Raw genomic sequence first — 23,026 nt, forward strand, 5'->3', positions numbered from 1 at the left:
AGTCAAAACTAAGCTTTTTTATCATTAATCTGACAATTTTGAAGATAAAAATTTGCCCGAACAAAATTTTTATTACATTTACATTTCGTAATTGTATAACGACTAAACACTATTTGAATGAAGAATAAATTACTTCTCCTAATTATTTTTGTCTTCCTTCTACCATTTGTTTCAAATGCAACTCACGTTGTGGGTGGATCATTAACATATGAACAATTGGGTGGCTCTACTTACCGTGTTACACTAAAGCTTTACCGCGATTGTAAACCAGGAAGTGCTGCGTTCCCTAACCCTGTTACTATTGAGGTGAGAAGAAACTGTGGTGGTACTGCATTACCGGATATTACAATTCCATTCCCGGGTGCATCCTTAGTACCTCCTAACATCGATACCTGCGCAGTAAATCCAGGCATCTGCTTAGAAGAAGCAATCTATACTCAAGTTGTTACAGGATTACCTCCAACTCCAGGTGGATACGATTTATATTTCCAATATTGTTGCAGAAACTCAACCCTACTAAATATTGTCGCTCCTTTATCTGCTGGTGAAACATGGTATGCGCATATTCCTGACAACGGAGTCGTAATTGCAAACAGCAGTCCGAAATGGGTAAACCCTCCTCCCGTATTTGTTTGTCAAGGAAACAACATGTTCGTTGATCACAGTGCGACTGATTCTGATGGTGACTCATTAGTTTATTCGCTTTATACGCCTTTCGATGACAATGCAATTACCTATCCCGGTTGCGTTTGGTCTACTCCTTCAGTTACTTGGTCCAGCACCTATGGTGCCAACAATCCGCTCGATGCCGCCACCCCGTTTTCATTAACAGTCAGTCCTAGTGGTATCATCAACGGTGTCCCTCCTATTCTAGGTCAGTTTGTGGCCGGTGTGCGTTGCGAAGAATGGCGTAACGGAGTAAAAATCGGAGAGATTTTACGAGATTTCCAATTCAACGTTGTAAACTGCCCACCTCTTGCTGTCGCCAGCTTTAGCTCTGGTGGAGCATGTAACGGAACAACCATTACCTTTTCAAATACAACAACTCCTGCTGCCAATACCTATTTATGGGATTTTGGTGATGGTTCACCAACTTCTACTGTTACCAGTCCGGTGCATACGTATCCTGGTTTAGGAAGTTATACAGCTGTTTTAATTATCAATGATGGAACGCCTTGTGCAGATACCATGACACAATTGGTAAACATCTCCTACGTGATCTCCGACTTTAGTCATAATGCACCCAACTGTATGGGCTTGCCAATTAGCTTCAATGATACCTCTTCAGTCGATCCGGGTAGTACCATCACCAGCTGGAATTGGAACTTCGGAGATTTCGGAACAAGTACCCTTCAAGACCCCACTCATATTTATGCTGCCGGTGGAACCTATAATGTTAGCTTAATTACAGTTACTGCTGCAGGATGCTCAGACACCATTACCTATCCGGTTACCATTCAAGGAAACCCGATTGCGAATGCCGGTGGTGATACCATCAGCTGTACCAACAACTCTACCATCACATTGGGTGGAACAGTGTTGAATGCAGGAGGCGGTATTTGGAGCGGTAGTGGTATATTCAACCCAACCGACAGCACATTAAACGCAACGTATACACCAACAGCTGCAGCTATCTTAGCAGGTGCTGATACATTGGAGTTGATTACCTATGCCAATGCTTTCTGCCCTGCAGATACAGATCAAGTTATTATTAGTTTTTATGCCGGACCAACTGCTACGGCCGGACCAGATTTGTTTGTATGTAAAGACACCGCAAGTGTTCCAGTTTGTGCAACCATCACCGTTGCTTCCGGAGGTATTTGGGCAACAACAGGATCCGGAACATTTACAAGTCCGACATCTTTATGTACCGATTACATCCCGAGCACAGCTGATACAACGGCAGGCACGGTGATGCTCTATCTTGCAACAACTGGAAACGGAAATTGTATCGCCTCGAGTGATACCGTTATTGTTACCTTCACAGGAACACCAATCGCTTTAATCACTTCAGCAGATAGCTCCTGCGCAAGCAATCCAATTAACTTGAATGCAAACGTTACCACCGGAACTGGTATTTGGTCAACAACCGGAAGTGGTTCTTTCTCACCAAATGACACCACCATCAATGGGGTATATTTACCGAGCCCGACTGATGATCTTGCAGGAAACGTGACTTTAATCTTTACCTCTACCAACAATGGTGGTTGTCGCTCCAATGCAGACACCATCAATGTAACGTTGATTCCATCACCGGTGGCAGCCTTCTCAAGCATTAGTGCTTGTCCGCAAGACACCGTTTCCTTTACTGATGGTTCAACCACTGTAGGAACAATCGTTGCATGGAATTGGAACTTTGGCGATTCCGGAACAAGTACTTTGGAAGACCCAACACATATTTATGCAACAGGCGGACCATTCAACGTTTCGTTGATTGTTACTTCAAACAATGGTTGTGTGGATACACTTAATCAAATTGTAAACGTATTCGAAAAACCGATTGCAAACTTTAATGCAAACGGAATTTGTTTGGATGACGGAACAGTATATACAGACATTTCAACAGTTGGGGGTGGAGCAACCATTGCTACTTGGAACTGGACCTATGGTGACGGAAGTACAAACGGAACGATTCAAAATCCTTCTCACAATTTCCCAACTGCCGGAACATACAATACGCAATTGATTGTAACCTCCTCTCAAGGATGTATCGATACGGTGGTTCAGTCGGTAGTGGTATTACCCGGACCAGCTGCCGTATTTACTTCTGACGACTTTACAGGAAATGTCAATCAGCAAATCAACTTTACGGACCAATCCACCAATGGCGCCATTTCATGGTTCTGGGATTTTGGTGATAGCTCTTCCGATTCAACATCTACTTTACAAAATCCTTCTCACACCTATGGTGCCGGTGGATATTATGATGTTTGTTTAATTGTAACAGATGCAAACGGTTGTACAGATACTACTTGCAGAACAGAAGTAATCTCCATGCCTCCGGATGTTCCAACAGGATTCAGTCCGAATGGTGATGGTGAAAACGACATCTTCTTTGTTTATGGTGGTCCATTCAAAAAAATTGAATTCAGAATTTACAACAGCTGGGGTGAATTGATTTTTGAAAGCACCGATGCGACCGATTGTGGCGGACATACGTGTGTTGGTTGGGATGGTAAACGTAAAGGTATTGACCAAGCATTAGGCGTATATGTATACACCGTTATTGGAGTAACCGAAGACGATAAGGAACATAAAATTTCGGGTGACGTTACTTTACTTCGATAATACATTAGGTTGAGAAGAATTAATATGAAACATATTTTACATACTCCATTTTTAAAGTCGATGAATAAATCACTACTCGCGATGGTGCTTTTACTTGTTGTAAAAGTAGCCTCAGCTCAAGATTTTCACTTGTCGCAATACGATGCTCCTCCTATGTTTCTCAATCCTGCAATGACAGGAATGTTTGACGGGAAATATCGTATACACGGACATTACCGTACACAGTGGATGGCCGTTGCAACAAAACCATATACCACTGCCGGATTGTCTTTCGACATGCCTGTAAAAAAATTCGGTATCGGATTACAAGTTTTTAATTACCGTGCCGGTGCAGGAAATTACAATGCATTAAGTGCATTGCTTTCTGTTGGCTACGATGTTGTTTTCGATAAAAAGAAAAACCATCACTTAGCATTAGGTGTTCAAGGTGGTATTGTAAACAAAGCAGTAGACCAAAGTAAATTGTCTTTCGGAAATCAATACACTACCGCAAATGATGGTGGCTTTGATGCTTCTATCGCAAGCGGTGAAACATTTGCCAACTCCAACTTTACGATTCACGATATCAACGCTGGTTTCTTGTATTATTATGCAAAAGAAAATTCACGCATTAATCCATTCATCGGTTTTTCTGCATTCCATTTAACACAGCCTACCGAATCATTCTTTGATAAAGAAAACAAATTACCATTGCGCTATTATGCACATGGTGGTGTGAAAGTTAACATCAATGAAAAAATTCAGTTGTTGCCAAAGTTCATTTATATGAAACAAATCAACGACCAGGAATTAACGGCTACTTTGTTGTTGCATTACTTCCTAAAAGATTCAGAAACGTATTTGATCTTCGGACCAACGTATCGTAATAAAGATGCAGCCATTATTGAAGCAGGTTTAAAGAAAGGTAGTTATACCGCTCGTATCAGCTACGATATCAACACCTCTTCATTGCAACAGGTTTCGAACAAACGCGGAGGTTTTGAAATTTCTTTAACCTATGTTGCCCGCAGAAGCAAACCGAACCCTTTAGCAAACTGTCCAAGATTGTAGTTATGAAAAACACGAAAAATATTATTGCCTTATTATTCCTGTTTGTGACTGTATCTACTTTTGCTCAAAGCAAAAGGGAATGGTTGGAATATGCTGATGCAGCTTACAAAAACGGAGATTATAAAACTGCTGTTACTTTCTATTTAAAAGTAGTAGACAAAGGAACAGCTGTAGATTATACACGCCCATACGAAGCAAAACCGTATACACCTCCTAAAAAAATTAAAAAGGACAGCGCAAGTGTTCCAAAAGACACAACCGTTATTACTACTTCTGACCCTACCGAACAATATGCGATTCATCAAATTGCAGACAGCTATCGTTTAAACCACGATTATGCAAATGCTGAAATTTGGTTTAAAAAATCAGTAGACAATAAACCAACGGATTATCCTTACGAACGTTTTTGGTATGGTGATGCATTGATGAAAAATCAACGTTATCCGGGTGCTGCGTATCAATTTGAGCAAGTGATGACCGAAGCAGAAGGAAAAGATTCTGCCATGTTCAAACAATCGAAATTAAAAATTGCTGGCTGTTATTTGGCAACAGATACTGCTAATAACAAAACAGGTGTTATCGTTACCAAAATAAAAGATTCGTTATTCAATTCCGGAACAGCTAGTTTCGCTGTGAACTATTATGGCGATGCAAACACCGTTCAGTTTACCACTGCACGTGACGGCAACACCGTTCTTGATCCAAAAAAACAAGATCCGAAATATGTTTGCGACATTTATACTTTAAAGAAAACAAATAGTGGCTGGACTGAATTAGCAAAAGTATCCGGACCGGCAAACACAGAAATGCACGAAGGTGCAGGATTCCTTACCTTAGACAGAAGTAATTATTTCTTCACCCGTTGGTCAACCACCAACAAAAACGAATGTGCAATCTATCTTTCAAAAAACATGAACGATCGATGGTTGGGTGCTGAAAAATTAAACGACAACGTAAACCTTGCAGGCTATAAAACCATGCATCCTTCTCTTTCTCCAGATGGAAGTATTTTATATTTCTCTTCCAACCGCCCGGGTGGTTTTGGGAAAATGGATTTATGGTATGTGAACCTAGATGATGATAGTCGTCCTGTTGGTTCACCAATCAACATGGGTCCTTTGTTTAATACATCAGAAGATGAGGTGACACCTTTCTTTCATTATTATACTTCAACCTTGTATTTCAGTTCTAACGGTCATCCTGGATTTGGTGGATTGGATATCTTCAAATCATCTTATAACAGCGATTCATTGTGGTCGGCTCCCAAAAATATGGGCGCACCTTTCAACTCTAGCAAGGAAGATTCCTACTTTGTTTTAGAGCGTAGTCAGCGTGCAGGCTTCTTAACATCCGACCGCGAAGAATGTAAAGATTGTACAGGTGGTGCTTGTTTAAAAATTTATTCCATTGAAAAAGATCCATTGGTATTTGATTTAAAAGGAACGGTTTACAATGCTGAAACGAATCAGGTGATTGCAAACTCCATGATTACATTAAAAGATATCCGTGGAGATAAAGAGCCATTCTTCTTGTTTACTGATGCAGATGGTAATTATTTTACTGCATTAGACGAAGGAATGGAACTGTATCTAAAAGCACAGAAAAATAAATTCTTTGGTGATGCAGGAAACGTAACCACTTTGGGATTAACAGAATCTGCGCATTTAGTAAAAGATTTCTTCTTATCTCCAATTCCTTCAGGCGATATTGTGATTCCAGGAATTGAGTACGATTTGGATAAAGCAACCTTACGTCCGGCTTCTAAAAAGATTTTGGATGACTTAGCTGACTTCTTGAACTTGAACAACAACTTAACGGTTGAGATTAATTCACATACAGATGAGCGTGGTGGAGATGCATATAATATGCGATTATCACAGGAGCGAGCAAAATCCTGTGTCGACTACTTAATCTCGAAAGGTATTGCTAAAGAACGATTGTTACCTCAAGGGTATGGAGAAACCAAATTGTTAATCCCTAAAGCAACTACTGAGGAAGAACACCAAAAGAACAGAAGAACTGCTTTCCGACCAATCAAAGAAGGAGATATCAGAACTACAAAATAAAATCAAAAACCCAAACAGGAATGTTTGGGTTTTTTGTTTGATTCATTTTATTATCCAAAAAGAACTTTAGTTCTATCGTTAATTATTTGATAACTCATGCTTGGTGCAAAGCGTTTCACACTTTTTTTCCGTCTTCTATGGTCGCGTCTGTTCCCACAACCTGGCTTTGGCGCACAGCCATCTAAAAGAAAAATAGCAGACACGAGTAGTGCAACCATACTTAGTTTACTGAATCGAGGGAGTAGTGTATTCATTTAGCAAATATGTTTAAGATATAATTATTTAGGAGTACCTGGTGTAATATCACCAGGTGCTTTTGGCAACCAGCAACCTTCGTACTTAAATGTTAGTTTACTATAATAGTCGCTGCTATAAAATCCAACTCTGTCCAAAGTAGCATCAATTTCCGACTGATCTAATCCTGCTGTTTCGCGCAAACTCAAAACATAAATCCAGTTTTCTTTTTTACACATCCAAGAGCCATACATCTTGTAGTTAATCTCCAAAAGATCCCATGCAAATTCATCTTTCTTTTTATCCGGTACTGCGCACAACGGGCTCATTACTTGTAAATAAAATTTTCCGGGAGTGGTTGAAAAATCAAATACATCAATCCAAACACTTGCATCTTTAATCTTAATGGACCATTGTCCGGGTTTTGCCCCGCGACTAGCCGCTACATCCAATTTTAATCCGGCTATACTGTTTTCTATCAGCTTTCCTGTCTCTTCTATGTTCATGTTATAAACCTTTTAATTAAACGTATTAAAAATAGTAAATATTCTTGTTTGAAAAAATATTTTTTTGAGGATTTCGCTTCGGAAAAGGAAATCCTTTGAAGCCGTCATTGCGAGGAACGAAGCAATCTCAGCCCATTGGTCACGCTAGTCTTCATCTTGAGAGATTGCTTCGTTCCTCGCAATGACGCTGCGCAATCGGAGCAATCGCCCCTCTCTATTGGAGAAGGGTTGGATGAGGTCAGAAACGACAAAAATAATTGAAAATAATTTTGGTTTATATTATAAACTAATTTACATTTGTCAAATATTTACATAAATCAAGTCGTTTATGAATCGTATTTTATTCACCTTTACATTGATTCTATTGAGTTTCCAAGGAGTATTGGCGCAAACCAAAGTTTCCGGCAAAATCCTCGACCAGAAAAAACAACCCCTACCCGGAGTGAACGTTTTTATAAAAGACACCTATGATGGTGCCTCTACCGGTGCGGATGGAACCTTCTCCTTCACCGCGGCAGATACTGGAGACGTTATCATCGTTTGCAGCTTCATCGGTTTTGAACAAATTGAAAAAAAGATCAAACTCACAAGCATCGATTTCACATTTAACACCACCATGAAGGAATCCTTAAACGAATTAAAAGTGGTGACCATCTCCGCAGGAACCATTGAAGCCAGCGATGAGAAAAAAACAACCGTATTAAAACCACTCGACATTGTTACCACTGCCGGTGCGCAAGGAGATATTGTGGGAGCTTTAAAAACATTACCGGGTGCACAACAAGTGGGTGAGTCGGAAGGACTCTTTGTGAGAGGTGGTGACGGAAGTGAAACAAAAACCATCATCGATGGAATGGTCGTAAATAAACCATTCTTCAGCGCTGCTCCCGATATCGCCTCGCGTGGACGCTTTTCTCCTTTCTTATTTAAAGGAACAGTTTTTAGTACCGGTGGATATTCGGCTCAATACGGACAAGGAATGTCATCGGTATTAGCATTGGAAACACAAGATTTACCAGCACAAACATCCTCTACTCTTGCTATTTCATCCGTAGGTATTGGTGGAGGTTATAATAAATTATGGAAGGAAAAAAACATGAGTGTTGGATTTGATTTGAACTATGCCAACCTACTACCTTATTTTAAATTAGTCAAACAAACTCCCGAATATACCAGAGCGCCACAATTTTCCGGTGGCTCTCTGAACTTCCGTAAAAAAACTTCTACCACCGGAATGCTCAAATTTTACGGGTATTTTAACCTTTCGGATTTAGGAATTAAAACACTCAGCATCGATAGCACCAACGGATTCAAAAATTTATTCGAATTAAATAACTCCGATGTATATACCAACCTTACCTATAAAGAACGTTTGGGTGAAAAGCTCTTAATGAACATTGGCGCATCTTACAGCACCAATGTGGATAACATACGCACCTGGACCGATTCCATCCGTTCACAAAGTGACATGACACAAGGACGAATTGTATTTAGCAGAGGCATCGGAAAATTATCCATGCTCCGCATCGGTGCAGAATACCAATACACCTATGACGATGTAAAAATTGATGGTGCAGCATCAGGTTATGGATACCATATCCGAAATACAATTTATGATAACTACTCTGCACAATTTGTAGAAGCAGATATTTACATTACACAAAAATTAGTGTGGCGTGCAGGTGCCCGTGGTGAGCATTCTACCTTAGAAAAAGAATATGTAATTTCTCCGCGTACTTCTGTTGCATATAAAGTGGGAGAAAAAAGTCAGCTCTCATTGGCGTACGGACAGTTTTATCAAAAACCGGACAGAACCTATTTGTTTTATCCGCAGATTCCCGGCTACAACAAAGCAACACATTACATCGCGAACATTCAGCGTGTGGATGATTTTCACACCTTGCGTGCCGAAATCTATTATAAAAAATACGATAATCTTACCAACCTAAACGATTCAACCAATTCAGGATATGGGTATGCACAAGGATTAGATGTTTTTTGGAGAGATAAAAAAACCATCAAAGGTGTAGATTATTGGATTTCGTATACCTATTTAGAAACAAAACGCAAATACCAAAACTATCCCAAAGAAGTGACACCACCATTTGCGGCAAAACATACAGCATCACTGGTATTCAAAAAGTTTTTTGAAAAATTAAACTTGAGCAGTGGATTCACCTACACCTATGCAAGCGGTCGACCATACTACAATCCAAACAACCCGGAATTTATGAGTGACCGAACCATTGATTATCATTCATTGGGAATCAATGGCGCCTACTTGCGACAAATAAAAAATTGTTTTGCAGTGTTAGCATTTTCAGTAACCAACACGATTGGCAATGAGCAAATTTTCGGATACCGCTACTCGTACGATGGAAAACAAAGTGCAGCAATAACGCCTCCTGCTAAACGCTTTTTCTTTGTAGGCTTATTTTTATCGTTTGGACAAAATCGTTCGAAAGAAGTAATCGATAATAACAATTAGTACGGATAACAAATAAAATTAGAATACACGCATATAAATTGAAAAAACATTTCAAAAGAAAATAGAAAAAATTAACAACAATTAAACAATCAGAAAACAAAATGAAAAAGACCTTATCAATTCTAGCACTATTAAGTGTAGCGATTTTTGCAGAAGCACAAAATCCGAAATACATTGCCGCGATGGAAAAAAACATTGCTGCATTAGACACCACACGTGATGGCGCAAAATTGCAAAACTTGGCGAACAACTTCGAACGTATTGCCAGCGCTGAAAAATCAGAGTGGTTACCTAATTATTATACAGCGTATTGTTATGTAAACATGACTTACTCTACCAAAGGAAATGAGATTGATACCTTTTGCGACAGAGCAGAAAAATTCATCAAAGTTGCCGATTCAATCAGTCCGAATAACTCTGAAATCTACACCCTCAAAGCACAAATCGCATCTGCACGCATCAGTGTAAATCCAATGTCACGCGGACAAAAATATGGAATGGAATCCGGTGAACTACGTGAAAAAGCGAAGGAATTAGACAAAACAAATCCACGTCCGTATTACTTAGAAGGAACTGCATACTTCTATACACCTCCGATGTTTGGTGGTGGAAAAGACAAAGCAAAACCTGTTTTTCAAAAAGCATTGGAAATGTATGAAACATTCAAACCAGCCAGCACCATCGCTCCAAACTGGGGAAAAAATTCTTGTACTTATTTCCTAAAAGAATGCGATAAGAAATAAATTCGAGTGTTGCAGATTTTTTGAATTATAGAATCAAAAAATCGAAATTCTAAAAATCAAAAATATAACCATGGAAAACGAAGAAAAACAACTCACGCAGGAAGAAAGCCTAAAAATCATTCACGAAATGATTGCAGCTGCTAAAAATGATGTGAAAGCAGATGCATTCATCTTCCTGCTTTGGGGATGGCTGGTATTTGTAGCAAGTATTGCACAATTTATTTTAGTCAACTTACACGTTTCCTGGAATTCTATACCATGGATGTTGATGCCGGTTGGAGGAATCATCACCGCTGTATATTCGTTTATGAAAGGTAAAAAAGACCGAACAAAAACAAATGTAACAGAATCACTAAAATACACTTGGATTGCATTTACCGTTGCGCTCCTAATCATTCTGTTTTTTAACTCCATGAATTACTTGCAAGTATTACCCATCATAATGGCGTTGTATGGAATGGGATTGTTTCTTTCCGGTGGTGCGCTTCGATTTAAACCATTAATGATTGGTGGTATTTTTTGTTGGATATGTGCTGTTGCCGGTTTTGAAATCCAAAACATGTATCAGCTGCTGATTCTGGCAACTGCTGTATTGGGCGGTTACATTATTCCTGGCTACTTATTAAAAATGAACAATAAAAAATAGAATGTTTAAAGATCTCGACCCCTTATTACATTCACAACTGCGCTTATCCATCATGAGTTTATTGATTAGCGTGAAGGAAGCAGACTTTAGTTTTCTGAAAGAAAAAACGGGCGCGACTGCCGGTAATTTAAGTGTACAAATCACCAAATTAGCCGAAGCAGAATACATTACTGTTAAAAAAACATTTAAAGATAATTATCCACAAACCAGTTGCATCATCACAAAAAAAGGAATCAAAGCATTTGAAAACTATGTAGAATCCATTCAAGTCTATATTAAAAAGAATTAGAAATTTTTAAAATAAAACGAATCACCAAACCACAAATCTAACATGGAAAACAGAGACGAACACTTATGGCGTATCGCTAAAAAAAGAGCCGGTTTTAAAAAACATCTGGCTTCTTACATTATTGTAAACGGATTCCTCTGGGCGATGTGGTATTTCACACAAGGTCATAGTGAATTTGCTGAAATGGAACACAACGACTTCCCTTGGCCAATTTGGTCCACCCTTGGATGGGGAATCGGTTTAGCATTTAATTTCTTTAGCGCTTACATGAGTGATAAAGAAACAGATGTCATGAAAGAGTACCAAAAGTTAAAAGACAGAGAAGGCAGATAATTGCGAATGAGAACTCTTTAAACAAGGAAGGTAGAAACGTGTACTCCTATGGAAATTAAAAAAACTCCTTAGAACGTCAACACATATTGCAATGCTGTTGTTCTCGGTGATTCAATTTTCATTGGACGTAGCGAATAATCTACATTAAACACATTGCTGCACACCAAGGACAACTTATGTTTTTTACTCGCCTGATAACTTAGTCGAGCATCAAACACATGATACCCACTATGTTTTTCCCAATAATTAATTGCTTTTAAGTCATCCACAAATGTTAGTGCTTGTGTTAACTCTTCCAAATCTTCAAAAGCTTTATCGATGTTTTGCATTTTACTATAGTAACGATAACTAAAGCCAACACCAAATTTAAAAATTCTAAATTCAATATCACCTTTGACCAAATGTTTGAAACGATACTTTAGAATATTATCCGTAGTATCCATGCTACTATTTTTATAGGTCAATGGTTTTCCAGCACCGCCAAAAGCGCTGTCAACAGCATAGACATTATCAGGAGTCAAGGTTATAGGTTCTACATACGTATAACCTAACAAAGCAGTCACACCAAATTTTTTGTTTTTTTCATCAGAAGAAAACACCATCGACATATCTACTCCACGCACTTGCGAATTTCCTGTATTTACAAATTTAAAACCCAACAAAGCGATAGAAGGCTGCCATTGCCCGAATAAATACTCAATTGTATTTTCATAGCGTTGATAGAAACCGGCAACATCTAAATATCCCATGATACCACCCAATTTAAATCCTTGCTTTAAACCTACTTCAAAATTATTGCTGGTCTCCGGTTTTAAATCCGGATTCGGAAACACTCCAAACAAACCGGCTTTCGTAGAAATATAACGCTCAGTAATTGTCGGATATCTAAACCCTTGTCCGTAAGATGCACGCACATACGTTGCCTTTAACACTTGCAAGCTTGCACCTGCCCTGTATATTGGAGCAACTACACTATTAAAATTATTCATTTTAAAATACTCATATCGGAATCCACCGGAAATGTTTAAAATGTTCCAGAACTTTTTATCTATTTGCGCATACCCACTGGCATTTACAATTTTATTGTCGGGTGATCCACTCGAAACATACAGCTGCGCATGTGAATTAGAAACACTTCCTACCACTCCACCCGTGAATGTAAAATCTAAATTTTTAAAAATACGTTGTAATTGGTATTCACCATAATACAGTGTCCCGGAATTCGATTGGTTATTTGTTATCTGATTATCGGAATGAAAAACACGGGTCACCAAACTATGGCTAATGCCATTCCCTTTATTGAACTTAAGAAACGGATCAAGGTTAAACAGTTTTTGATTCTGCAAAAACACTGCTCCCGGATATCCTTTGTAAAGGCCCAACGAATCGTCACTCCATGCCAATACCATATTCGTTTTATTCAACATCCCGTTTCCGTTGATACCATAACTCAACCCTGGAAATTTTTTGGAACGGTAACGCAAATTAAAATTTAATCGTCCACGGACTTCCTGCATATCTTTGTTCGAAAATGTAGGAATTTCGCCAACAACACTTTGAGCAAATGCAGGCACTGGTCCTTGTGGTGGTGGTGGACCAATGTATCCTTGATCGATATTAAAATTACCACCAATTACAAAATCAAAATTCTTTTTGATGATACGGGAGTGTAAAAAATTCAAGTTGGTAAATCCGGGAATGGATTCGTTGTACCAATTGGTCGCAGGCTTTTTGGGATAACTATAATTCCCAACAGAATAGTTTACAATTGTTTTAGGTGTGCTTCTTGGATAAGCTGAACGAACATTGATAACACCACTTAATGCCGAAGAACCATATAAAACAGAAGAAGCGCCTTTGATAATTTCTATTTGTTCAATGTTTTCTACAGGAATATAACTCCACTCAGGACGACCGGCATCACCGCTTAACAAAGGAATTCCATCTACAACAATCGCAACGCGACTCCTACACCAAATGTAAAACCACTTCCTCCTCTAATTTGTGGATCATTATCAATGATGGTCAATCCGGGAACTTGTTCCAATGCTGTTTCAACGGAAGTTGTGTTCTTATTATTAATTAAACTAGGCTTGATTACCTCCATCGATACAGTCATCTCTTCCAATTTCTGATCGAACTTACCGGATGAAACAACAATCGTTTCTAAAAACTTTGTAACCGTTAATAAGGCAATGTTTTTTTCTGTAATTGCATTGGTTTGAATGTGAACAGAAAACGTATCATTTACCGAACCAATAAATACACAAAAAAGTTGATGGTATCCCGTATCCAACACCATCGAATAGTTTCCGTCAATATCTGAAACGGTTCCTTTGGTCAAATTATTAACCAATCGAATGGTTGCACCGGGCAGGTATTCTTTCGAATTTGCATCGGAAATTTTCCCTTTTAAAATTCCTGTTTCCTGAGCAGAAACAGAACCTAAAAAAAGAATTAGAGAGAATAATAAAGAAAGAAATTTATGATTTTGCATTTTAAAAAATAAAAAACCTTGACAAAAAATGTCAAGGTTTTTTATAGAATAGCTTTTATTACTTGATAAACAATTTACCTGATTTTTGAATTTCAGATCCACTCAATTGATAGAGATACAATCCTGAATTTAATTGGGAAACATTAATGGTGCTCAATTGATTGTTTGAAAGCACATGTGTAGAAACCAATTTTCCGGTAATATCATAAATAGATAATGTGGATGGAGCTTTTATTCCTTTGATAAAATCAACATAAATTGTTTTATCGTATGCATACACATTCGCATTGCTTTCGTTGAAAGAATTTTCAGTAATGCTGGAAGAATTATATACAACTGCTAAATCATCCAACCACAATTTACTACCGGATGTAGATGTATTTTGGTCGTTAGAAGAAGTTGTATTAATCATAATATATGCAGGGTTACTGGTAGACACGTAATTGAATGCAACAGCGAAGCGTGTCCATGTTGTAACATTCGCAGCAGGAGTTAAAAACAATGCATCCGCAATTTTATTTACAGACGAATCCGGATGATACGATGTAGCTGTTTCTGGGTCGTAGTAATTTCCAACATGTAAAATGGCTCTTACTTTTCCAATTTCAGCAGCACCACCTTGTGTGTATTTATACCATCCAACAATACTATCCGGACGACCAACAAACGACATACGTCTGATGTCAGAAGCATCTGTATTTTTCATGGTACCAAGATATCCATCCGATTTGGTAGTGGTCGGAGCATTTACAATTCCGGTTGTAACTGAACCATTTACCACTGCAAAAACAAATGTTTTGGTTTCCATACGAACGGAATATAATCCGCCATGGAATGTTGACGCATCTCTGTAACAGGTTTGAGGACCACTGGTTGCCCAATCGGTTCCAGTTCTATTTGAATTAAAGAAGGTAGGTTCTTCTGTTGCAGAACCAACATTTTCCCATAATTCAAAATCTCCGTTTTGAATGGTTGTTTGTGCAAACATTCCGGTTGCAAATGTGATTGATAGGAGTGTAAGTATTTTCTTCATTGGGGGACGTTTTTAGTGTTTCTATAACAAATATACATTTTTTTCAATAACTGTATTTATTCCTTTTCTACCCAGTCGCCATGCTTTTTAATGAGTTCTATCAACGCATCGACAGCTTTTTCTGAGTGTACATTTCGCTCTACAACTTCCCTTCCCTTGTATAAGGTAATTTTATCAACCCCGGTTCCAACGTAGCCATAGTCAGCATCTGCCATTTCCCCGGGACCATTCACAATACAACCCATGATTCCAATTTTCACACCTTTTAAATGATCGGTGCGACTTCGAATTTTTGCTGTTGTTTCTTGTAAATCAAAAAGGGTGCGACCGCAAGAAGGGCAAGAAATATATTCTGTTTTAGAGATACGTGTACGTGTTGCTTGCAAAACACCAAAAGCTGTTGCATTTACATTTTTAGGAGAAGTGCAATCCGTTTGAGAAATCCAAACACCATCACCAAATCCATCCAGAAATAAGGCTCCAAAATCTGTAGAAGCATGCAATTGAAATTCTTCTTCGGATATTTTTGAATAATTTCGTTTGATGATAACAGGGACAGTAACACCCTTGCTTAACAACTCTAAAAACATTCTGCGTTGTTCAGCCATTCCATGAGTATTGGATGTTTCAAAAACAAGAACACAATTGGAAGATGCGAACATTAATAGATTAGAAGAAGGAAGTAAATCGTTTATCTTGATTGAAACAAAATTTAAAATATCCGATTTAGTCTTTGCAGAATTAAATTCACTGAAACTAAACAACGGATAACTTCTTGTTTTATCTTTTAAATTATTCCAAACACTTGCATTGTAAATCAACCCTAACGTTCCGGGAATCTGGAAATCGATTGTATTGTCTCCGGCAAAAATATAATCACAGGCCTGATCGGTCAAATTCCATTTATCAAGTGGCACAGAGTAATTATACCCGACTGCAAATAAAGAAGCCGGAGTAATTTTTTGTTTTTCAGAGAAATCAGCAACAACTCTTGGAACATTCGTACCACCAAGATTTCCAACTTCGACTGAACTTCTTTTTGAAAAATCGTAAGGTGAATACGGAAGTTTAATAATTTCAGGAATCGGTGAATGATTTTTTCTGTCCGAATAGCGTTCTATTAAATTTTTCGCAACAGGAATTTCAAACTCCGGATCTTCTGTTAAGGAAACACGAACCGTATCACCAATGCCATCTTCCAGCAATGTTCCAATTCCAACAGCCGATTTAATTCTACCATCTTCTCCTTCACCCGCTTCAGTCACTCCTAAATGCAAAGGATAGTTCATATTCAACTCTTGCATTTTGAGTATCAGTAAACGATAGGCCTGCACCATCACTTGAGGATTACTGGCTTTCATCGACAATACGATGTTGTAATAATTTTGATCTTCACAGATGCGCAAAAACTCCAACGCACTTTCCACCATTCCCAGCGGAGTATCTCCATATCTACTTAAAATACGATCACTCAGTGAACCATGATTGGTTCCGATACGCATGGCTGTTCCGTATTCTTTACAAATTTTCACTAATGGTGTAAAGCGTGTTCGTATGCGATCTAATTCCTCAACGTAGGTTGCATCTGTATACTCAATGTTTTCAAATTTCTTTTTATCAGCATAGTTTCCGGGATTCACACGCACTTTTTCAACAATGCGAGCTGCTAATTCAGCAGCATTCGGAGTAAAATGAATATCTGCAATTAAAGGAGTCGAATAACCACGCTTCTTTAATTCCTTTTTTATTTCTTCTAAATTTTGTGCTTCTTTTAAACTCGGTGCGGTGATGCGAACATATTCACATCCGGCATCAATCATACGAATACTTTGTTCAACTGTTGCAATGGTATTCATCGTATCAGTGGTAGTCATCGATTGAATCCGAATCGGATGGTCGCCACCCAATGGTACATCTCCGATATTCACCACTCGTGTTTTATATCTGGAATAGTGCGTTAAACTATTGCAATAAAGTTTAGTATTCATAAGCATTTGATTGAGTAATTCTGAAGGAATTCCTGCAGGACAAATTTAAGATAAATGCAGAAACTAATTCAGAATATTTGTAAATTTGATATGGATAAAAAACGGAAACAAAATGAAAAAAAACTACCTCGCATTGATAGCTGTTTGCTATCTTAGCGTATTATCGTTTACTACAAAAGCGCAATGCACCGCTAACTATACAGCCAGTAATGTTGCAAACGTGTTTTCATTTACAGATGCCTCTACCACGAGTTCAGGAACGATTGTTACATGGTTGTGGAACTTTGGAGACCTTTCTGCTCCAAGCACATTGCAAAACCCGACACATACCTATGCTGTATGTGGCGTGTATAACGTTTCATTAACCATCGCTACCAGTTTCTTTTGTACAAATACATATTCTACAACCATCACTGTTAATAGTGGAATGACCGGCTCGTTCACATCTACAGTCGACACCACCACCGGTCTGGCTAATTTTATTGCCAGTCCGCTTGGCCTAGACATTGATTATTCTTGGGATTTCGGAGACGGAAACACAGGAACCGGTGCAACTGCAATCAATACCTATGCGACCTCCGGAACGTATTATGTTTGTTTAACAATTGCAGATACAGGAGGCATTTGCTCCAGCACGTTCTGTGATAGCGTCATTATATACATCGCAACTCCTGATTGCAGCTCTACTTTTACATATACCGATAATGGTACCGGAAACTTAACCTTTCAAGCAAACCCTGTTGTGGTTACAAATACGTATAGCTGGGATTATGGCGATGGAACAACCGGAACGCTCCCACTTTCACTGCATACTTACGCAACTGCAGGAACGTATTATGTATGTTTAACAACCACTGACCCACTGACTTCCTGCACCAGTACTTTTTGTGATAGTGTTATCGCTGCAGGAACAGGTGCTTGCGCTGTTTCATACACGTATTTGGATGTAAACGGAATTGTTGGATTTACTGCATCACCACTTTCGATAACCAATACGTATACCTGGAATTTTGGTGATGGGAATACTGGAACTGGAGCAATAACAACAAATACATATGCTACTTCCGGAACCTACTATGCATGTGTAACGATGATTGACGCATTCAATGCATGTACGGATACCTATTGTGATTCTGTTACAGTGAATATTACAGGAATTGGAATTTTTGAAAATGGAAGCAACAATTTTAATTTGGTTGTATTTCCAAATCCGGCAGAAGAGCAAGTAACTATTTCATACGAATTGACTCAAGCATCAAAATTGAATATTGAACTGTTTGACATAATAGGAAATAAAATTTCTTCCAGTTCTTTTTCTCAAACTTTAGGAAAACATCAAACGGTTGTTGATACTTACCTGCTAAGTCAAGGTGCATATTTAATAAAACTCAGCTCCGAAACTGGAAATGCAAGCAAATTAATCATCAAAAATTAAGTTTATTCTAAGCATTGAAAAAAGGAGATTATTTAACCATAATCTCCTTTTTTATTGATATAAACAATTAATTTAACATTTTGAACACGTAAGTTTTTACAATTTTGATTTTATTCCAGGCGAAATGTATTGCACATTTGTATCATCAAATTAAAAAACGAAAAACAATTAAATCTTAATACCATGAAAACAATCTCTACCATTCAACAAAACATGCTCACCAAAATTTCCAAAGCAGTTCTTTTGGGAGCATTTATTTTCATTGGCTTTACATCTAAAGCACAATGTACTGCTTCATTCATGCCATTTGATTCGGCTGGATACGGCTATTTTGTAAACACATCTGTAGGATCAGGACTAACCAGCACCTGGGATTTTGGAGATGGATCAACAGGAACAAGCGTTGGGGATATTACACATTTATATACCACGCCAGGGACTTATTATGTTTGTCTTACAGTAAACAATTTTTTAACAACCTGCACTGCTACGTTCTGTGATTCAATTACCATTTCGTCTACATCAGGAAGCTGCAATGCGTATTTTGTTTCAAACGACTCATCCACATTCACTCAGTTTTATGATTATTCATCAGGAACTGGAACCTATACCTATTTCTGGGATTTCGGTGACGGTAGCAACTCTTCAACCGTAGGCAACGAAACCCACGTTTATGCTAGTCCGGGTACCTACACCGTTTGTTTAACCATAACAGATACGAGTTCTTCATGTACAGACACCTATTGCAGTTCAGTTACTGTTCCGGGAGTTGCAACATGTTCCGCAAGCTTTATAATTGTACAAGATTCTTCCAACCTTTACAATTACTTTGTATACAATACATCTTCTGTATTTGGACCAGCACTTACATACCTTTGGGATTTTGGTGATGGAACAACATCCACCGCAGCATACCCTTCACATACCTATGCATCTACATCACCTGTTGTATTGTGTTTAACAATTGCTGACGGATTAGGTTGCACGGATACATTCTGCGATTCAATTACTCCGGGAATGATGATGTCAAGTACATTTACGATTAATGTATTGCCATTGGGTGTAGCAGAAGAACTTTCAACAATTAATTCATTGGATAATTATCCAAACCCATTCAGCAACTCCACAACCATCAATTACAGTATCCGTAAAGATGCCAATGTATCCATCTCCATTGTAGATCTTTTGGGAAATACAGTTGCAGAATTAGAAAATGGAAATCAAGTAAGCGGAGAACATACAACAACTTGGGATGCATCAGCAGTTGCAGAAGGCATGTATTTACTTCAGTTAAAAGTTGACAACAACATTAAAACCAAAAAAATCATCGTTAGTAAATAATTCATCTGTTTGTTTAGAGGGAAAACCTGCCAGAATATTCGGCAGGTTTTTTTATGCTTTTTCCTTTTTTAAATATTGCTTCAACAATCCATTTCCAAAAATGGTTGCCAAAATAATTAAGGTGCCTAAATAAAAACCTGGCGTCATTGCTTCATCCTTTTTCCAAAGAATAAATGCGATGATGATTCCGTAAATGGTCTCCAAATTAACAGTGAGGGTAACGGTGTACGGACTAATTTTCTTCATTAAATTCACACTTGCAATAAAAGGGAAAGCAGTTCCCAATACTGACAAAATACCCAACCAACCCCAAGCTCCCGGAGTAATATCAAAAAACGAAGCCGTAAATTCACCCGTAAATAACAAGTAAACTGTTAGGGCAAGAAAACCTCCCGTCAATTCATAAATCGCAATAACAGGTGACGGAATTCGTCTAACTAACAAACCATTAAATACTGTAAAAAAAGAAGAGGTAAGTGCTGCCAACATCCCGAAAATAATTCCAAGAGTGTATTGGGTTTCTACTTGAAAAATCATTGCGATTGCACCGATAATCACCATTCCGAATGCGATTTCATAACGGATAATTTTACGTTTGTAAAAAATCGGTTCAACAATAGAAGTAAACAATGTTCCCGTTGCAAATGCAACTAACGTAACAGATACGTTTGAGACATTGATGGCATTATAAAAACAAAACCAGTGAAATGCAATGATAGCACCAATTCCAACTAATTGATAAATATCCTTTTTGGGAAGTCGAACATCTATTTTAGCCAGAAATATATAAGAAGCAACAGTTGCCACAGTAATCAACATTCGAAACCAAACCAATTGATAGGCAACTACACCTTCAATATTAATGAGTTTCCCCAGAATTGTACCCCCAAATGAGAACAATAAAATGTAAAAGAAGGAGATTTTTGTTTTTAAAAAGCACTGAATGGGTTATTCAAATCGTTTGGAAATTTTAGCTTCCACGTATTCACGTAAAGCTTCAATCTTAATTGTATCAACCACTTCAGAAGCAAATGCATGCATTAGTAATTTTTTTGCACTCGCCTCACTCAATCCACGAGCACGAAGATAGAAAATTTTATCCTCATCTAACTTGCCGGTAGATGTTCCATGTGAACATTTTACATCATCCGCATAAATTTCCAATTGAGGTTTGGTATTAATCGTTCCATCATCACTTAAAAGGATATTTTTGTTGGATTGAAAAGCATTTGTTTTTTGAGCGTCTTTTCTTACGTATATTTTTCCATTAAACGTAGCGGAAGATTTATCTTCAATAATACCTTTGTATAGCTCATTACTGTTGCAATTCGGTTTTCGGTGGTCTACCAATGTATGATTATCCACTACTTGATTGCCATTCGTTAAATACAACCCATTCAAATGCGATTCAATAAACTGATCATCCAAAACCATATTCAAATTGTTTCGCACCAATAATCCACTCAAGGTAAATGTATGCGTTGAAAAATGACTTTGCTTCTTTTGAACCGACTGTGTTGTACTCACCAAATGTCCGAATTCACTTTCGTTCTGAATTTTATAATGATCTACAATAGCGTTTGCTCCAACAACAATTTCTGTTAATGCATTGTGAAATGATTTGGCTTTAGAATCAACAATTTCAAAAGATTCAACGATTGTGGCTTGCGCATTTTCTTCAACCACAATTAAATTCCGGGAATTCAAAATGGTGCTTTCAGCTACAGAAGTAAGATGAACAATATGAATTGGGGTTTCAATTACAGCACTTTTTGCAACATGAATAAACACTCCACTTGTTGCTAAAGCAGTATTCAATGCAATAAATGGATCTAAATTTACATCCGCATATTTTGAAAAATGCTTTTTAAATGCTTCATTAGAAACAGCATCAGAAATGCTTACTATTTCTAACCCTTTTGACAAAGAATTAATTTTCGAAAACTCAGAATTAAACTTCCCGTTTTCGATAACAACAACAAACGCATCTTTTAAGAATTGAGTATTTTCAACCTGTTTGGCAGAAAGTTTTTGTGTGGTTGAAAATGAAAAATCTCCTTTCAAAGCCAATTCCATATTCACATACTTGTACTCTTCACTCTTACGACCAGGAATACCTTGTTTGGAAAATGACTCTAAAGCTTGTTCACGCAATTGCACATCACCAAACAATGAACCTTTTGAGGCTTCATATTCAGCAATCAATTTATCTTTTATTGTATTTGTTTTTGTAACCGTTTCCATTCTGACTTTGTGCCTTCGATAATTTTATGCTTCGTTTGCGCTCAGCACACTATTTAAATTAAAAATTTGTGAATCTGTGGCTATCTAAGCACCCACTTCTTCTTTAATAAAATCGTATCCTTTTTCTTCCAACTCCAATGCTAATTCTTTCGGTCCGGATTTTACAATCTTTCCCTTATAAAGAATATGCACCACATCCGGAACGATATAATCCAACAAACGTTGATAGTGAGTAATCACAATTGTTGCATTGTCTTTCGACTTCAATTTATTTACTCCACCCGCTACAATTCTCAAAGCATCAATATCCAAACCGCTATCTGTTTCATCTAATATGGCCAACTTTGGTTCTAACATGGCCATTTGAAAAATTTCATTTCTCTTTTTCTCACCACCGCTAAAACCTTCGTTTACCGAACGGTTCGCTAGCTTTCCATCCAACTCTACCAATTTTTGTTTTTCTTTTACCATCGCTAAAAAATCTTTTGCTTCCATTGGAGCTTGTCCTTTGTATGCGCGAATCTCATTGATAGCCGTTTTCAAAAAATTAATGTTGCTCACACCTGGAATTTCGACAGGGTATTGAAAGGCAAGAAACACACCTTCGCGAGCTCTGTCTTCCGGAGAAAGTTCTAACAAATCTTTTCCATTGAAAGTTACGGAGCCTTCTGTAATTTCATAGTCTTCTTTTCCTGCTAACACAGATGACAAGGTACTTTTCCCGGAACCATTTGGCCCCATAATCGCGTGAATTTCTCCGGCTTTTACCTCTAAATTAATTCCTCTCAGAATTTCTTTCCCGTCAATTGACGCATGTAAATTTTTAATGCTTAACATATGTTTAG

The 23,026-nt window shown here is 37.9% G+C and carries 18 protein-coding genes; 10 read left to right on the top strand and 8 right to left on the bottom strand.

Features of this window, described 5'->3' with window-relative positions:
• The first annotated feature begins 117 nt into the window (after positions 1-117).
• The 3 genes from IPP64_16325 to IPP64_16335 are packed head-to-tail and all read left to right on the top strand — an operon-like array spanning position 118 to position 6,404.
• Positions 118-3,288 (top strand): PKD domain-containing protein, encoded by a 3,171-nt coding sequence (locus tag IPP64_16325; GenBank protein ID MBL0330926.1) that lies wholly within the window; start codon positions 118-120, stop codon positions 3,286-3,288.
• A 24-nt stretch (positions 3,289-3,312) separates the two neighbouring features.
• Positions 3,313-4,338 (top strand): PorP/SprF family type IX secretion system membrane protein, encoded by a 1,026-nt coding sequence (locus tag IPP64_16330; GenBank protein ID MBL0330927.1) that lies wholly within the window; start codon positions 3,313-3,315, stop codon positions 4,336-4,338.
• A gap of 2 nt (positions 4,339-4,340) precedes the next feature.
• The gene (locus tag IPP64_16335; GenBank protein MBL0330928.1) at positions 4,341-6,404 is read left to right on the top strand and encodes an OmpA family protein; all 2,064 of its coding nucleotides are present in this window, start codon (positions 4,341-4,343) and stop codon (positions 6,402-6,404) included.
• Positions 6,405-6,682: 278 nt separating this feature from the next.
• On the opposite strand, the gene IPP64_16340 is transcribed toward IPP64_16335, so the two are convergent.
• On the bottom strand, positions 6,683-7,144 hold the full coding sequence (locus IPP64_16340; protein MBL0330929.1) for a YbjN domain-containing protein: 462 nt from the start codon (positions 7,142-7,144) through the stop codon (positions 6,683-6,685).
• A 328-nt stretch (positions 7,145-7,472) separates the two neighbouring features.
• Here IPP64_16340 and IPP64_16345 point away from each other — a divergent pair, with 328 nt between their 5' ends.
• The 5 genes from IPP64_16345 (at position 7,473) to IPP64_16365 (ending at position 11,643) form a co-directional block, all read left to right on the top strand.
• On the top strand, positions 7,473-9,632 hold the full coding sequence (locus tag IPP64_16345; protein MBL0330930.1) for a TonB-dependent receptor: 2,160 nt from the start codon (positions 7,473-7,475) through the stop codon (positions 9,630-9,632).
• Positions 9,633-9,733: 101 nt separating this feature from the next.
• On the top strand, positions 9,734-10,375 hold the full coding sequence (locus tag IPP64_16350) for a hypothetical protein (protein MBL0330931.1): 642 nt from the start codon (positions 9,734-9,736) through the stop codon (positions 10,373-10,375).
• 70 nt (positions 10,376-10,445) lie between these two features.
• A complete protein-coding gene (locus IPP64_16355) occupies positions 10,446-11,021 on the top strand; it encodes a hypothetical protein (GenBank protein MBL0330932.1) in 576 nt (191 codons plus the stop codon).
• Position 11,022: 1 nt separating this feature from the next.
• Positions 11,023-11,310: a transcriptional regulator gene (locus IPP64_16360; protein MBL0330933.1), complete on the top strand. Its 288-nt coding sequence runs from the start codon at positions 11,023-11,025 to the stop codon at positions 11,308-11,310.
• A gap of 42 nt (positions 11,311-11,352) precedes the next feature.
• Positions 11,353-11,643 carry a 2TM domain-containing protein gene (locus IPP64_16365; protein ID MBL0330934.1) on the top strand — a complete coding sequence of 97 codons (291 nt, stop codon included), beginning with the start codon at positions 11,353-11,355 and terminating at the stop codon, positions 11,641-11,643.
• A gap of 68 nt (positions 11,644-11,711) precedes the next feature.
• On the opposite strand, the gene IPP64_16370 is transcribed toward IPP64_16365, so the two are convergent.
• From IPP64_16370 to ispG, 4 genes are read right to left on the bottom strand one after another with little or no spacing between them, the layout of a single operon-like run.
• Positions 11,712-13,577: a TonB-dependent receptor gene (locus IPP64_16370; GenBank protein ID MBL0330935.1), complete on the bottom strand. Its 1,866-nt coding sequence runs from the start codon at positions 13,575-13,577 to the stop codon at positions 11,712-11,714.
• Positions 13,578-13,588: 11 nt separating this feature from the next.
• Positions 13,589-14,140, bottom strand: a complete 552-nt coding sequence (locus IPP64_16375; protein ID MBL0330936.1) for a carboxypeptidase-like regulatory domain-containing protein — start codon at positions 14,138-14,140, stop codon at positions 13,589-13,591.
• 58 nt (positions 14,141-14,198) lie between these two features.
• Complete coding sequence (locus tag IPP64_16380) at positions 14,199-15,173, bottom strand: PCMD domain-containing protein (GenBank protein ID MBL0330937.1); 975 nt, start codon at positions 15,171-15,173, stop codon at positions 14,199-14,201.
• 56 nt (positions 15,174-15,229) lie between these two features.
• Positions 15,230-17,167 (bottom strand): (E)-4-hydroxy-3-methylbut-2-enyl-diphosphate synthase, encoded by a 1,938-nt coding sequence (ispG, locus tag IPP64_16385; GenBank protein MBL0330938.1) that lies wholly within the window; start codon positions 17,165-17,167, stop codon positions 15,230-15,232.
• 106 nt (positions 17,168-17,273) lie between these two features.
• Between ispG and IPP64_16390 the strand changes: the two genes are divergently transcribed.
• Together IPP64_16390 and IPP64_16395 are read left to right on the top strand one after the other, a co-directional pair.
• Positions 17,274-18,596 (top strand): PKD domain-containing protein, encoded by a 1,323-nt coding sequence (locus IPP64_16390; protein MBL0330939.1) that lies wholly within the window; start codon positions 17,274-17,276, stop codon positions 18,594-18,596.
• A 183-nt stretch (positions 18,597-18,779) separates the two neighbouring features.
• Positions 18,780-19,937: a PKD domain-containing protein gene (locus IPP64_16395; GenBank protein ID MBL0330940.1), complete on the top strand. Its 1,158-nt coding sequence runs from the start codon at positions 18,780-18,782 to the stop codon at positions 19,935-19,937.
• Between the two features lie 51 nt (positions 19,938-19,988).
• Here IPP64_16395 and IPP64_16400 read toward each other — a convergent pair whose 3' ends face one another.
• The 3 genes from IPP64_16400 to sufC form a co-directional block, all read right to left on the bottom strand.
• Positions 19,989-20,837 (bottom strand): EamA family transporter, encoded by an 849-nt coding sequence (locus IPP64_16400; protein MBL0330941.1) that lies wholly within the window; start codon positions 20,835-20,837, stop codon positions 19,989-19,991.
• A 48-nt stretch (positions 20,838-20,885) separates the two neighbouring features.
• Positions 20,886-22,181, bottom strand: coding sequence for a Fe-S cluster assembly protein SufD (sufD, locus tag IPP64_16405; protein MBL0330942.1), 1,296 nt, complete (start codon positions 22,179-22,181; stop codon positions 20,886-20,888).
• An 84-nt stretch (positions 22,182-22,265) separates the two neighbouring features.
• Positions 22,266-23,018: a Fe-S cluster assembly ATPase SufC gene (sufC, locus tag IPP64_16410; GenBank protein MBL0330943.1), complete on the bottom strand. Its 753-nt coding sequence runs from the start codon at positions 23,016-23,018 to the stop codon at positions 22,266-22,268.
• Positions 23,019-23,026 lie beyond the last annotated feature (8 nt).

The sequence above is a fragment of the Bacteroidota bacterium genome, assembly GCA_016722565.1.
In the GTDB taxonomy this organism is placed as follows: domain Bacteria; phylum Bacteroidota; class Bacteroidia; order 2-12-FULL-35-15; family 2-12-FULL-35-15; genus 2-12-FULL-35-15.